Raw genomic sequence first — 13417 nt, 5'->3', positions numbered from 1 at the left:
TTCAGCCACCGAGCCCCGCATTCGCCTCCGTGAAGAAGGAGTCGGCGGCTTGCTGCACCGTCTTCTTGCCGAACGCGATCTCCTCGTAGGCCCGGGTGAAGGCGGACTCGAAGGTGGCCTGGTAGCCCGGCGGGTAGAGGATCGTCGGCGGCTTCTTGGCCACGATCTGCGCGTACAGCTCCAGCTCGTGCTTCTTCAGCGCCGGCAGCTCCGGGTCGTTGATCTGGGCGTCGAGCACCTTCTTGTTGGTGGCGGCACCGTTGTCGGACTTGAACACCTTGCCGGCCTCGAGGTCGTTGGTGAAGAAGTCGATGAACGCCGCTGCGGTCGGCACGTTGTCGCAGTTGGTCGGGATCGCGAAGCCGGAGGTGAACATCGCGTTGCCGGAGCCGCTCGGGCCGGACGGCATCGGGAACGTGTTCAGCTTCTGGCCGCCGGCCTTGCCCGCCAGGGTCGCGGAGGCGGGTGTCAGCGCGTTGCCCGGCATGGCGTCGGTCATCAGCCGGCCCTGGGCGATGAAGTTCTGCTCGGCGCCCTCCGGCTCGTCGGCCTGGGTGTCGGCGCTCATCGTGACCCCGGACTTGCGCAGCGTCTCCCACATCTCCCAGTACTCGACGAGCGACTCCTTGCTGAAACCGAGCTTGCCGTCGTCGGTGAACAACTGCTTGCCGTTGGCCAGTTGGTAGGCGATGAAGTAGTTCGGCAGACCGCCGCGCGCACCGGCCGCGAAGACACCGGCGGGCAGCTTGCCCTTCGCCTTGGCGATCCACTCGGTGTACTGCTTCCAGTCGTAGCCCTCGGGCGGCAGACCGATCCCGGCCTGCTTCGCGAGCGTCTCGTTCACGCCGACCGCGTCGTACGCCGCGCCGTACGGGAGGAAGTAGAGCTTGCCGTCCGGGCCGCGGCCGGTGTCGACGACCTCCTTGGGGATGTCGTCGACCTTGATCGCGCCGGACTCGATCATCGGGTCGAGCGGGAGCAGCACCTTGCGCTTGGTGTAGTCGTTCAGCTGCCTGCCCTGCAGCTGCATCACGCACGGCAGCGTCTTGCTGGATGCCTGGATGTTGAGCTTGTTGAAGTAGTTGCCGAAGTCCGCGTTCTGCCGGTCGATGGTGACGCCCGGGTGGGCCTTGACGAACATGTCCGTGACCGCGTTCGTCTTGGCGGCCCGGCTCGCGCCGCCCCAGAAGGTCAGCTGCAGGCTGCCGGTGATGTCGCCCTTGCCGTCCTGGCCGCCGGCCACGCTGTCGCTGCCGGTGTCACCGACCGAGGTTCCGTTGCAGCCGGCCACTGCCAGCAGGGCCGCGCACGCCACGGCCGCCGTACCGAGTCTTCTCATCAGAGTCTCCTAGTCACTTGAGTCCGGTGGTCGCGACGCCCTCGATCAGCAGCTTCTGGGCCCCCAGGAAGAAGCCGACGATCGGCGCCAGCGCGAGCGTCGACATGGCGAACAGCGAGCCGTAGGCCGACTCACCCGTCACGTCGAGGAAGGAGTTCAGGCCGAGCGAGACGGTCCACAGCTCGGGCCGGTTCAGGTAGAGCAGCGGACCGAGGAAGTCGTTCCAGCTGTTGATGAAGGTGAACAGCGCGGTGGTCCCGAGGGCCGGCAGCGCCAGCGGCATGATGATCCGGATGAACGTCTTCCAGTGCCCGCAGCCGTCGATCCGCGCCGCGTCGTCCAGCTCCCGCGGCAGCGTCCGGATGAACTGCACCATCAAGAAGATGAAGAACGCCTCGACCCCCAGCCACTTCGGCACCACCAGCGGCAGGTAGGTGTTCATCCAGGCGAGCTCGTTGAACAAGATGTACTGCGGTACCAGCGTGACGTGGTACGGCAGCAGCATCGTTGCCAGCAGCAACCCGAAGAGCACCCGCTTGAACGGGAACTCCAGCCGGGCGAAGGCGTAGGCGGTCAGCGAGCAGGAGAACAGGTTGCCCGCGATCGACAGCGCCGTGATCGCGATCGAGTTGAGGAAATAGCGGGAGAAGTCCAGCTGACCCGCGCTCCAGCCGTGCTTGTAGTTGTCCAGCGTGTAGTTCCGCGAGAACAACCCGAGGCTGTTCATCACCTCGGCCGACGGCCGGAACGACGCGGCCACCATCCAGACCACCGGGTACAGCATCACGATCAGCACGGCGATCAGCACCACGTGCCGGACCAGGCCGATGATCACGGGGTTGCGGCTGGCGCGCCGGCCGAACAGCGGGCGGGCCCCGATCGACACAGAAGTCATCGTTCGTCTCCGTAGTAGACCCAGCGCCGGGCAGTCAGGAAGAGGAACCCGGTGAACGCGGCGAGCACGATCACCAGCGCCCAGGCCATCGCGGAGGCGTAGCCCATCTTCAGCTCGGCGAATCCCTGCTGGTACAGGTAGAGCGTGTAGAACAAGGTCGAGTCGGCCGGTCCGCCGGAACCGCGGCTGACCACGAACGCGCCGGTGAACGCCTGGAACGCGTGGATCGTGTCGAGCAGCAGGTTGAAGAAGATCAGCGGCGTCATCAGCGGCAGGGTGACGCTGAAGAACCGCCTGATCGATCCGGCTCCGTCGACGGCGGCTGCCTCGTGCAGTTCCGCCGGGACCTGGCGCAGCCCCGCCAGGAAGATGATCATCGTGGCGCCGAACGCCCACAGGTTCAGGGTCACGATCGTCCACAACGCAGTGCCCGGATTGCCGACCCAGCTGCCATGGGTGATCCCGAACAGGCTCAGCACCTGGTTCACCAGCCCGGTGCTGCCGAAGATCTGCCGCCAGAGCACGGCGATCGCGACACTCGCGCCCATCAGCGACGGCAGGTAGAACAGCGCGCGGTAGCCGGAGAGGAAGTTGATCCCCTTGTTCAGCAGCAGCGCCAGCACCATCGAGACGATCAACAGCAGCGGCACCGACACCACGACGTACACGAGCGTCACACGGACCGAGGACAGGTACCGCGGGTCGGCGGTGAACATCCGCTCGAAGTTGTCCAGGCCGATCCACCGTGGCGGGCTCAGCAGGTCGTAACTGGTGAACGCGAGATAGGCGGAGTACAGCATCGGGCCGATCGTCAGCAGCAGGATGCCGATCAACCAGGGGCTCAGGAAGAGGTAGGCGGTCAGCCCTTCCCGCCCGGTCCGGGAGGTCTTCACGATCCCGCTCCCTTCCGTGCGCGGTCCTCCACCCGGTCGGCGAGGTGCTGTGCGAGAAGCCCGGCGACCGGGAGCGGTACAGAGCGCTCTCTCGCCGCGGCCACCACGTCCCAGAGGTCCTTGCTCCACGGCCGGTCCCGCACCGGCGTACCGGCCTGGTCGTAGGCGGCGGCGACGTCGTCGAAGAATCCCCAGTTGCGGGTGATCCACGACTCCCCCGTGCTGGTCGCGACCGCGTCGAGCACCACCTGCTCCGGGATGTCGTACGCGCCGGCCAGGTCGAGCGCCTCCTGCACCCCGGCGAGTGCGGAGAACATCATCAACTGGTTCGCGAGCTTCACCGCCGCGCCGGCACCGGCCGGTCCGGCGTGGATCACGTCGTCGGCCACCGAGTCGAGCACCGGCCGGACCCGTTCCAGCAATTCGGCACGGCCGCCGGCCATCACCGTCAGAGAGCCGGCGAGCGCTCTCTCGGCTCCCCCGCTCACGGGTACGTCGAGGAATCCGAGTCCGCGGTCTTCCAGCAGTCCGGCCAGCCTTCTCGCCGTACCGGGCAGGATCGTGCTGTGCACCAGGACGACTGATCCCGGCGTCAGTCTGGAGAGCAACTCGTCCACGATCTGGGTGACGGCGTCGTCGTCCGGAACGGCGAGGGCGATCACCGTGCAGTCGGCCAGTTCCGCCGGTCCCCCGACCGTCCGGGCATCCAGATCGGCGGCCCGCGCGGGATCGCGGTCGTACACCGACAGGTGCCAGCCGTCCCGCGCCAGGGCCTGGCTCATCGGCTTGCCGAGATTGCCCAGACCGACGAAGCCGAGCCGGTCCGAGCGGGTGACAACTGCGGGGATCTGGGCCACGGAACGCCTCCAGTTCACCTGATCGGGATGTCTATGAACTATTGTCTACAATAGATAGTCGACGCTGACAAGATCGGCGGCCACAATGGATCCGCGGACCCGCTACCTTGCGGGTCCGGGGATGGGTGACTAGGAGTCGGGTGGGTATGGGCGAGCCGCAGCAGGGTGCACTGGAGTCGCTGAGCCTGGTTCAGCTCGCGGCCAACGCGATCCGCCGGATGATCCTGGCGGGCGAGCTGGCCGAGGGCGAACGGCTGATCGAGGAACGGCTGACCGAGCAGCTCGGTATCAGTCGTCCCCCGCTGCGGGAGGCACTGCGGGTGCTGGAGCAGGAAGGGCTGATCGTGACCCGGCCGCGCCGCGGGTCCATGGTGGCCACCCTGACCGATCAGGACGTCTTCGAGATCCTGACGCTGCGGTCAGCCCTGGAGCGGCTGGCGATCGAGCTCGGAGTGCCGGTGCAGGTCCCGGAGCGGCTGAAGGTCGCCCAGGAGGCCCTGCTCGAGATGGAGCGCTGCGCCGAGGCGCAGGATCGCGGCAGCCTGGTGCAGGCCGGCTACCGGTTCCACTCGTCGCTGGTCGCGCTCGCTGGACACCGTCGGCTGGAAGAGGCCTACGCGTCCGTGCAGCAGCAACTCCTGCTCTGCATGGCCCGCAACCTCTACGCCAGGGAGCACTACCACGAGGGACTCCCCGAGCACGTGGCCCGGCACCGGTATCTTCTGGAGCTGGTCGAGGCCGGCAACCCGGCCGCAGTACTGGCCGAGCTCGCGGTGCACGGAGAGCGCTCCTTCAGCGAACTTCAGAGCAACGTCGGCAAGCGCTCGGCGAGCAGCTCGTAGTCCTTCGGGCCGTTGTAGGCGTGTGCTGACAGCCGGGTGAAGACCCGGCCGTCGAACGCGGTCAGCGTGATCTCGGCCTTCAGGTCGCGGGACACCCGGATCTTGAAGGCTTCCCCCGCCTCCGGGCTCGGCGCGCCGTCGAAGGGCAGTTCCACCAGGCGCATCGTCGCGGCCGGGTGGGCCACCTCCGCCACGCTCGTGCCGAGAGCCTTGGCGACGATCTTCGCGCCCTCGTCGATCATGCCGGACAGGTGCGTCCGGCGCCGGGGCCAGTCCAGCTCCTCGAGCACCCGCAGCGACTCGGGCGCCGCGATCCACGGGGCATAGTCGAACGTGCCCTGCATGTCGAAGCGCTCGGGCAGGCGTTCGTCGTACTCGGACCAGGAGACGATCAGCGGGAGGGTCGCCGCCCGCCACTTCTCCGCGACCACCAGGCCGGCGGTCGCACGGGGCGAGGCCGGCCACTTGTGGAAGTTGCCGGTCCAGAAGTCCGCGCCGTCCTCGGCCGGCGCGTCGATCAGGGCGGGCGCGTGGGCGCCGTCCACGATCGTCGGCACGTCCAGGGTCTTGCACAGCTCGACCAGTTGCCGGATCGGGAACACCATCGCCGTCGCCGAGCTGATCTGGTCGACGATCAGGGCCGCCGTCCGGTCGTCCACGGCGGCGCCGATCGCCGCGACCACCGTGGCGTCGTCGGCCTCCAGCGGTACGTCGACCACGATCACCTCGGCCTGGTTCGCCCGGGCGAACCGCTCGGCGGCGTACAGCACCGCGCCGTACGCGTGGTTGGTCAGCACGATCCGGCTGCCGGCCCGGATCGGCAGGGCGGCCAGCGCGGCGGTGACCCCGGCGCTCGCGTTCGGGACCAGGGCGAAGCCCGCCGGGTCCGTCCCCAGGAAGGCGGCCAGCTCGAGCCGGCTGGCGGTCAGCCGGTCCGCGACCGAGCGGAACCAGAGCATCGGGTTGGTCTCGGTCTCGGCGCGCAGTGCGGCCAGAACCTCCTGCGTGCGGCGCGGGACCGCGCCGTACGAGCCGTGGTTCAGGTGCAGGACGCCGGGGTCGAGGGACCACAGGTCGGGGCGGGGTGCGCTGAAGTCCGTCACCGTCCCAACGGTACTGAATCGCCCGGCGCCGCGAGCCGGGCGTCCCCTGGTCGGACATACTTCGGCGTGTGTATCCCTACCTCGACCACGACGGGCCGATCGCGATGGCCCACCGCGGCGGCGCGTTGCACCCGGACAACATCGGCTTCGAGAACTCCCTGCACGCCTTCGAGCAGGCAGTCGGCCTCGGCTACCGGTACCTCGAGACCGACCTGCACGCCACCAGCGACGGCGTCGTCGTGGCCTTCCACGACCACCGGCTCGACCGGGTCACCGACCGGACCGGGGTGGTCGCCCAGCTGCCCTGGTCGGAGGTGCGCAAGGCGAGGATCAACGGGCACGAGCCGATCCCGCTGCTCAGCGAGGTGCTCGAACGGTTCCCGGAGACCCGGCTCAATCTGGACATCAAGGCCGACAACGGGGTGCTGCCGACCGCGAAGGTGCTGCGCGACCTGAACGCGATCGACCGGGTGTGCGTCTCGTCGTTCTCGCAGGCCCGGGTTCGGCGGATCCGCCGGGAGGTGGGCGAACGGCTCGCCACCGGGTTCGGCGAGCAGGAGGTCGCCCGGCTGCGGTTCGCGCCGTTCCGCCTCTCCTCCCCCGGCGCCTGCCTGCAGATCCCCGAGTACCTCGGACCCCTGCGAGTGCTCACCCCGGGGCTGCTCCGCCGGGCCCATGCCCTCGGCAAGCAGGTGCACGTGTGGACGGTCGACGATCCCGCCCGGATGCACCGCCTGCTCGACGCCGGTGTGGACGGGCTGATCACGGACCGGACGGACCTGCTCCGCGACGTCCTGATCGACCGCGGCCAGTGGAAGTGACCGCATCCTCACCGCGAAACCTTGGCTACAAAGGGGTTCCGTCCAGTCACTGCCGCCGCAGGGAACTGACGAGTACGCCCTGGAAGCCGTAGGATTCCCACTCGATGGTCAGACAAACGAGGACACGGCTGTCCCGCCTGCTCGACGATCTCGGGCGCACGCTGCTCGATGTCGTCGCCTCCCCGCACGACCTGGACGGCGAGCTGACCGGGGTCGCGATCTATGACCCGCACGACGAACTCCACGTCGGCCGGGGCGAACTGGTGCTCGGAGTAGGTGTCCAGGACAACGATCTGATCGTGGACCTGCTGCACCGGCTCGGCGGCCGTCAGGCACTCGGGCTGATCGTCAAACACCCGGTCAAGGCCGACGCGGTGGTCGATGCCGCGGTCAAGGACAGCGGTGTCGCGCTGCTCGGGCTGAACCGGGCCGCGTCCTGGTCCCACGTCGGCAGCATCCTCCGCACCTTGCCGATGGCAACCGTCGACCTGTCCGGCGGTCCGGAGGACCTGGCCGGTGCTCCGGCCGGCGACCTGTTCGCCCTCGCGAACGCGGTGGGCGCGCTGCTGGACGCGCCGGTCACCATCGAGGACCGCGCGTCGCGGGTGCTCGCCTTCTCCGGGCACCAGGAGGAGGCCGATCCCGGCCGAGTGGAGACCATCCTCGGCCGGCAGGTGCCCGACAAGTACCAGCAGATGCTCGAGGAGCGCGGGGCGTTCCGGCAGGTCTTCCAGCGGGAATCGCCGGTCTACATCGACGCGCTGACCGACGAGATGCTGCCACGGGTCGCGATCGCGGTCCGGGCGGGTGACGAACTGCTCGGGTCCATGTGGGCAGCCGTCCGCGGTCCCCTGACCGACGAAAGGGCACGGGCCTTCGCCGACTCGGCCAAGGTGGTAGCGCTGCACATGCTCCGCGCGAGGGCCGGGGCCGATGTCGGGCGCCGGCTCAGTGCCGATCTGGTCGCGATGGTGCTGGAGGGCGGATCGCGGGCTGCCGAGGCGGCGAGTCGCCTGGGCCTGGCCGACGGACGGCTCTGCGTGATGGCCGCGCAGGTGGTCGCGCGCGACGCCGCCGGCACCGAAGCGGCCACTCAGCGACTCCGTGACGCCATCGCGCTGCACTTCGCCGCCGTCCATCCCCGCTCGGCAGCCGCACTCGTCGGAGGCGTCACCTACGTCGTGCTCTCCGTCAGCCCTGCGAGCAACGGGGACGACGGTACGGCGGCCGTGGTGCGACTGGCCGAGGACTTCCTGGCGCGGGTCGGTCCTCGCGCGGACGCGGTGATCGGGGTGGGGCGGGCCACGACCACGCTCGCCGACGTGGCCCACTCGCGGAAGGAAGCCGACCGGGCGCTCCGGGTGCTGCAGCAGGACCGGAACGGTCGCCGGATCGCCAGGTTCACCGAGGTCCAGATCGAGTCACTGCTGCTGCGCCTGAGCGATCTGGTCGCCGAGGACGGCGAGTTGCATCTCGGCGGCCTCAGCGCCCTGGTGGAGTACGACTGCAAGCACGACATCGGCTTCGTCGAGACACTGGTCGCCTACCTCGACGCCTTCGGCAACATCACCGACGCGGCCGCCGCGATCCACGTGCATCCCAACACCTTCCGGTACCGGCTGAAGCGCGTCTGCGAGATCACCGGGATCGACCTCGCCGACCCGGACGCCCGGCTGGCCGCGACCCTGCAACTCCGGCTGCACCGGATCGCCCGCAATCGGTGATCCGAGCCCGGAAGAAGCTCAGGAGAAGCGGATCCACTCGGTCGCGGTGGTGATCTCGGCGAGGAACTCCTGGTCGAGATCGACCCCGAGCCCGGGCCCGGTTGGTACGGCGACATGCCCCTTGTCGAGGACGAACGGCGTGGTGATGTCGCGGGCGTAGTACCGGGAGGACGCGCTGGTGTCGCCGGGCAGGGTGAAGCCGGGGAGCCCGGCCAGCGCGACGTTCGCGGCCCGGCCGATGCCGGTCTCGAGCATGCCGCCGCACCAGGCGGGGATGCCGTTGGCGAGACAGACGTCGTGGACGCGCCTCGCCTCCAGGTAGCCGCCGACCCGGCCCGGCTTGATGTTCACGATCGCGCAAGCACCCAGGGCGATCGCGTCGGCCGCCGACCGCGCCGAGGTGATCGACTCGTCCAGGCAGACCGGTGTCTTGATCAGCCCGGCCAGTACGGCGTGCCCGCGGACGTCGTCCTCGGGCAGCGGCTGCTCCATCAGGACGAGGTCGAACGGGTCCAGTTGAGCAAGGTGTCTCGCATCGCCGATCCGATAGGCCGTGTTGGCGTCCACCTGCAGCAGGAGATCGTCACCGAAACGCTCGCGCACGGCCCGGACCGGCTCGAGATCCCAGCCCGGCTTGATCTTCAGCTTGATCCGGACGTAGCCCTCGGCAACATATCCCTCGACGGCCGCGAGCAGCTCATCGATCGAGCGCATGATGCCGACCGAGACCCCCGCCGGCACGGACGGCACCACTGCGCCGAGGTAGCTGCCGAAGGACATGCCGGAGGCGCGCAACTCGGCGTCCAGCACGGCCATCTCCAGTGCGGCTTTTGCCATCGGGTGCCCGTGGTACGGCGCGAGTACCTGCGCGACCTGGGGCGCCTCGACCGGCCCGGCTGCGGCCAACGCCGGCACCAGGAAGCGGCGCAGTACATCGGCCGCGCCGTCGACGTACTCCGGGGAGTACACCGGCGCCGACATCGCCACGCACTCCCCCCAGCCCTCGCCGTCGGTGGTGACCACCCGGAGGAGCAGGATGTCCCGGTCGGTCTGGCTGCCGAACGATGTCTCGAACGGGGCGACCAGCGGCAGCCCCACCCGCCGTAGCTCCACGCCGGTGATCTTCATCGGGTCTCCCTGTCTGTCGTCGTTTCTGAGGTCAGCACGTACCAGCCGGCCCGTGTCATTCCGGTCACCCTGCCACCGTCGCCCAGCGCGGTCCGGAGCACCGCCCGTACTTCATGCCGCCAATCCTGGGCCAGCGCCGGATCCGAGCGCCGGAGCGCCTCGACGTCGTCCGGCACGCCGCAGAGGAAGGTCCCCCCAGCCTGCGGCGCGTGCCGCCGTGGCTTCCCGTCGGGGTCGGCGTCGAGCAGGACCACCCCCTTCGCCTCGGGCGGTGCCGGCGCCTCACCCGCGGCGGCGGCAACCACCTGGGCTGCACGCAGCGGCCATCGCACCAGGAGCCGGTCGCTGCCTTGTCCCGCGTTGACGCCGTCGGCCATCTCGCCGTAGAAGTCGACCAGGTACGACGAGACCCGCGCGCCGAGCTTGGTCAGGTTGAAGTAGGCGTTCCGGCGGACCAGCGGGTCGAAGGTCCAGCTGATCGCCTCGATCCCCCGCTCCAGTGCCCAGGCCCGCTGGTGCAGCTTCAGCGCGAAGCCGACCTGGCGGCCCTGCACCTGCGGTACGACGCCGGTGATGTGCGAGTGCAACTCGGCGCAGGGCACCTCGCCGGGGTGGTGGGCAAGGAATCCGGCCGCCACCCCGACGAGTTCTCCGTCGAGGAACGCGCCCGCGACGTACGCGCCGGCATGGGCGAAGGCCCGCATCAGGTCACCCGACACCGGCGGGCTGCCCGGATCGGTCCGCCAGATCAGGCTCAGCAACTGCTCAGCCTCACGATGCTCGACGGGTTCGGTCAGCAGCCGCACGGTCAGTCCGCGTGCCCGCGCAACCGTGTCCGCAGCCACGCGCGCCTCGAGCACCTCCGGACTGGTCATCGTCGGCTCCGTCATCCTCATCAGCCCGTCACCTCCCGATCGACGCCAGCCTGATCGGCGTCGGCCCGGTCGGCGTCGGCCCGGTCGGCGCCGGGCTGGTCCGAGACGATCCGGTCGACGAGAGCCGACACCAGCCGCGTCCGGTCGACCAGGGCGGCGACATCGGTCCACTCGTGCCGGGTGTGAGCGCCGTCGCCGACCGCGCCGAGGCCGTCCAGGGTGTCGATCCCCAGTCCCGCGGTGAAGTTCCCGTCCGAGCCGCCGCCCACGTGCGCGCTCTCCAGCGCCCGCAGACCGAGCTCCGTCGCCACCTCCTGCGCCAGGTCGAACAGCCGTGCGGACGAGTCCGGATCGAGCGGCGGACGATTGATCCCACCGACGACCTCAACACGAACGTCCGGCACCTCGCTCACGAGCGCCCGCATCGCCAGATCGACGCGCTCCTGCTCGGTCGAGGTCAGCGCTCTGACATCGACCAGCAGCGAGGCCCGATCGGGCACGGTGTTGGAAGTTGCCCCTGCTGAGGCGACCGTCGGCGTCACGGTCGTCCCCTCCGAAGCCAGCCCGGCGACCGCGATGACGGCATGAGCCATGGCCAGGCAGGCGTTGGCGCCCTTCTCGGGCTCCAAGCCGGCGTGGGCCGCACGTCCGGTGAACACCAACTCATAGTTCGAGACGCCCTTGCGCGCGGTCTTCAGCCGACCCGCACTGCTCGCCTCGAGGACGAGCACCGCCTTCGTCCCCAGAGCAGCCGCCTCGATGACGGAGCGACTCTCCGGTGAGCCGAGCTCTTCGTCGGAGGTGACGAGCAGTGCCACCTGGTCGCGGTACTCCGCTCCCGCCATCGCGTGCAACGCCTGCACCAGACCAGCTTTCATGTCGAAGACGCCAGGGCCGTACACCCGTCCCTCGTCGACCCGGTACGGCGCCTCGGCGAGCGTGCCGTGCGGGTGGACCGTGTCGAGGTGACCGAGCAGCAACACCGTCGGGTCAGCCGGGCCGAACCGCAGTACCGGCTTCCCTCCCGCCTCCGCCCGGACCGGCGCCGACCCGAGCCGCGCAGTACCGATGTCGGACAGGAGATCGGCACAGCGCCGCAGTGCTTCGGGATCCGATGACGGTGACTCGCAGCGGATCAGCTGTTCCAGGTCGGCCAGCATCAGCTCGGCCAGGGTCGGGTCCTCCACCACGGGCCTCACGAGCCGCTGAGCAGTCCCCACTGCTCAGTGTTGTAGGTGGGGAAGCCGAGGCTGTTCTCCCGGATGTTGCCGACCTTCGCGTTGTAGGCGAGGAAGGACCGGTTCTGGTAAAGCGGCAGGACCGCGTAGTCGGCAGAGACGATCTTGTCCGCCTTCTGCAGCAGCTGCGTGGCCGCCTCGGCGCTGGGCGCGGCCAGGGCCGAGTTCAGCAGCTTGTCGACCTCGGGGTTGCCGTAGTTGCCCAGGTTGAACCGGCAGAACGTCACGCCCGCCGGGCAGGCCAGGAAGTACGGGATGTTGCTGGTGGTCGAGAACGGCGACTGGGACACGGTGCCGACCGTGATCGCCCAGTTGCCTTCCTGGACGGCGTCGATCGTGTTGGAGACGGTGGCGACCTCGACGTTGATGCCCAGTGGCGCGACTGCGGCCTTGACCAACTGCGCCTCACTCGCCCGCAACTTGTCCCCCGCCTGTACTGCGAACCGCAGCGCCGGCAGCGGCTTCCCGTCCGGTGCCACCAGCTTCGACCCGACACCCTGGTAGCCGGCATCGGTCAAGGTCTTCTTGGCCTTCTCCGCGTCGCCGATGCCGTACTCGAACTCGCTCACGACGTCGGAGTAGCCGGGCGATCCCTTGATGAACATGTGGTCCTTCAGCGGCTCGGCCGTGTCGTCGAACTGGCCGATGGTCTTGTCGATCACCTGCTGCACGTTCACCGCCTGGAAGATCGCCTTGCGCAGCGCGACGTCCTTCATCACCGCGGCGTTCAGGTTCAGCCAGATCTGGTGCATCGACGCGCCGGGCGTCACCTGGTAGCGGACCCCGGGCAGTTCGTCGACCTGCTGGACGATGTCCACCTGCGGGTTCGGGTAGATGACGTCGACCTCGGAGTTGGCCAGCGAGGTCGGCTGCTGGGAGACGTCGGTGATGAGCCGGAAGATCAGCTTGTCCAGGTGCGCCGGCTCGCCGTACCACTTGTCGTTGCGCACCATCACGACCGAGCCGTCGCTGGTGACCTCGTCGATCTTGTACGGACCGCCGGAGTACTTCGGCACCGACTTGGCGAACCCTTCGTTGAAGCTCTTCGCCAGCCCGTCGGGCGTGTCCACCGACCCGTACGTCGCCGCCACGTGGGCCGGCAGGAACGGCGAGAAGAGCGCCTTCCAGTCGACGTAGGCCTGGTCGAACACCACGGTGACGGTCTTGCCGCCGTCCGAGCCGGTGACCGACTTGATCCGGTCGTAGCCGGCCGTGTTGGACGCCTGGCACTTCGGGCACTGCCGCGGGTCGAGGGCCTTCCAGGTGTAGCGGAAGTCGTCGGCCGACATCGGGGTGCCGTCCGACCAGACCGCCTTCGGGTCGATGGTGTACTTCACCGTCTGCGGCGAGTCCGAGATCTTCTCCGCGCTCGTCACCACCGGCGTGTTGACGGCGCTCGACCCGTCCGGCTTGATCAGGAACGCGCCGGGCAGCAGGGCGCTGGAGATGTCCAGCACCGAGTACGTCGCGCCGCCGGAGTTCAGCACGTTCCAGTTCGAGATCGGGTAGGTGATCGTGTAGGTGACGGTGCCACCTTGGCCGACCGCCGCGGTGTTGGCCGTGTTGAGGTCACCGGAGATCTTCCCGTCGCCGGTCGTCGTACCGGCGTTGCCGGCACACGCGCCGAGCAGCAGGGCTGACGCGCACAGCAGGCTGGTTCTCCAGGCCGGTGAGAATTTGTTGCGGAAGGCCATGATCGGCT

At 69.0% G+C, this 13417-nt stretch carries 12 protein-coding genes; 3 read left to right on the top strand and 9 right to left on the bottom strand.

All coding sequences use genetic code 11. The features are described from left to right. Window position 1: 1 nt before the first annotated feature. Genes ACFPJ1_RS34515 through ACFPJ1_RS34500 form a run of 4 tightly spaced genes read right to left on the bottom strand, consistent with a single transcriptional unit; the run spans window position 2 to window position 3984 of the window. A complete protein-coding gene (locus tag ACFPJ1_RS34515; RefSeq protein WP_380110491.1) occupies window positions 2-1339 on the bottom strand; it encodes an ABC transporter substrate-binding protein in 1338 nt (445 codons plus the stop codon). Between the two features lie 13 nt (window positions 1340-1352). Beyond that, on the bottom strand, window positions 1353-2234 hold the full coding sequence (locus ACFPJ1_RS34510; protein ID WP_380110490.1) for a carbohydrate ABC transporter permease: 882 nt from the start codon (window positions 2232-2234) through the stop codon (window positions 1353-1355). Then, the gene (locus tag ACFPJ1_RS34505) at window positions 2231-3127 is read right to left on the bottom strand and encodes a carbohydrate ABC transporter permease (protein WP_380110489.1); all 897 of its coding nucleotides are present in this window, start codon (window positions 3125-3127) and stop codon (window positions 2231-2233) included. Before ACFPJ1_RS34505 ends, ACFPJ1_RS34510 begins: the two co-directional genes overlap by 4 nt. Beyond that, entirely contained in the window at window positions 3124-3984 is an 861-nt protein-coding gene (locus ACFPJ1_RS34500; protein WP_380110488.1) for an NAD(P)-dependent oxidoreductase, read from the bottom strand. The genes ACFPJ1_RS34505 and ACFPJ1_RS34500 overlap by 4 nt, the downstream gene beginning before the upstream one ends. A 146-nt stretch (window positions 3985-4130) precedes the next feature. On the opposite strand from ACFPJ1_RS34500, the gene ACFPJ1_RS34495 reads away from it, so the two are divergent. Continuing rightward, a complete protein-coding gene (locus ACFPJ1_RS34495) occupies window positions 4131-4826 on the top strand; it encodes a GntR family transcriptional regulator (protein WP_380110486.1) in 696 nt (231 codons plus the stop codon). Here the strand turns inward: ACFPJ1_RS34495 and ACFPJ1_RS34490 are convergent. After that, entirely contained in the window at window positions 4787-5929 is a 1143-nt protein-coding gene (locus ACFPJ1_RS34490; RefSeq protein ID WP_380110484.1) for an aminotransferase class V-fold PLP-dependent enzyme, read from the bottom strand. The two genes, ACFPJ1_RS34495 and ACFPJ1_RS34490, sit on opposite strands and share 40 nt — an antisense overlap. Window positions 5930-5997: 68 nt before the next feature. On the opposite strand from ACFPJ1_RS34490, the gene ACFPJ1_RS34485 reads away from it, so the two are divergent. Together ACFPJ1_RS34485 and ACFPJ1_RS34480 are read left to right on the top strand one after the other, a co-directional pair. Continuing rightward, on the top strand, window positions 5998-6750 hold the full coding sequence (locus ACFPJ1_RS34485; RefSeq protein ID WP_380110483.1) for a glycerophosphodiester phosphodiesterase: 753 nt from the start codon (window positions 5998-6000) through the stop codon (window positions 6748-6750). A gap of 104 nt (window positions 6751-6854) precedes the next feature. Then, entirely contained in the window at window positions 6855-8474 is a 1620-nt protein-coding gene (locus tag ACFPJ1_RS34480; protein WP_380110482.1) for a PucR family transcriptional regulator, read from the top strand. A gap of 18 nt (window positions 8475-8492) precedes the next feature. Here the strand turns inward: ACFPJ1_RS34480 and menC are convergent, their stop codons facing one another. From menC to ACFPJ1_RS34460, 4 genes are read right to left on the bottom strand one after another with little or no spacing between them, the layout of a single operon-like run. Then, on the bottom strand, window positions 8493-9602 hold the full coding sequence (gene menC, locus ACFPJ1_RS34475; RefSeq protein WP_380110481.1) for an o-succinylbenzoate synthase: 1110 nt from the start codon (window positions 9600-9602) through the stop codon (window positions 8493-8495). Continuing rightward, complete coding sequence (locus ACFPJ1_RS34470; protein ID WP_380110480.1) at window positions 9599-10498, bottom strand: GNAT family N-acetyltransferase; 900 nt, start codon at window positions 10496-10498, stop codon at window positions 9599-9601. The genes menC and ACFPJ1_RS34470 overlap by 4 nt, the downstream gene beginning before the upstream one ends. Further along, complete coding sequence (locus ACFPJ1_RS34465) at window positions 10498-11664, bottom strand: M20 family metallopeptidase (protein ID WP_380110479.1); 1167 nt, start codon at window positions 11662-11664, stop codon at window positions 10498-10500. Before ACFPJ1_RS34465 ends, ACFPJ1_RS34470 begins: the two co-directional genes overlap by 1 nt. Before the next feature lie 8 nt (window positions 11665-11672). Then, on the bottom strand, window positions 11673-13409 hold the full coding sequence (locus ACFPJ1_RS34460) for an ABC transporter family substrate-binding protein (protein ID WP_380110478.1): 1737 nt from the start codon (window positions 13407-13409) through the stop codon (window positions 11673-11675). Between the last annotated feature and the right edge of the window lie 8 nt (window positions 13410-13417).

The organism is Kribbella qitaiheensis (assembly GCF_042657745.1).
Lineage (GTDB): Bacteria > Actinomycetota > Actinomycetes > Propionibacteriales > Kribbellaceae > Kribbella > Kribbella qitaiheensis.
The sequence above is the reverse complement of the archived record's forward strand: the minus strand, read 5'-3'. Positions and strand labels throughout refer to the sequence as shown.

Bases quoted from the DNA above. Each gene is read 5' to 3' on its own strand.
- ACFPJ1_RS34515 (WP_380110491.1), bottom strand. From the start codon at position 1,339: ATGAGAAGACTCGGTACGGCGGCCGTGGCGTGCGCGGCCCTGCTGGCA.
- ACFPJ1_RS34510 (WP_380110490.1), bottom strand. From the start codon at position 2,234: ATGACTTCTGTGTCGATCGGGGCCCGCCCGCTGTTCGGCCGGCGCGCC.
- ACFPJ1_RS34495 (WP_380110486.1), top strand. From the start codon at position 4,131: ATGGGCGAGCCGCAGCAGGGTGCACTGGAGTCGCTGAGCCTGGTTCAG.
- ACFPJ1_RS34480 (WP_380110482.1), top strand. From the start codon at position 6,855: ATGGTCAGACAAACGAGGACACGGCTGTCCCGCCTGCTCGACGATCTC.
- menC (WP_380110481.1), bottom strand. From the start codon at position 9,602: ATGAAGATCACCGGCGTGGAGCTACGGCGGGTGGGGCTGCCGCTGGTC.
- ACFPJ1_RS34470 (WP_380110480.1), bottom strand. From the start codon at position 10,498: ATGAGGATGACGGAGCCGACGATGACCAGTCCGGAGGTGCTCGAGGCG.
- ACFPJ1_RS34460 (WP_380110478.1), bottom strand. From the start codon at position 13,409: ATGGCCTTCCGCAACAAATTCTCACCGGCCTGGAGAACCAGCCTGCTG.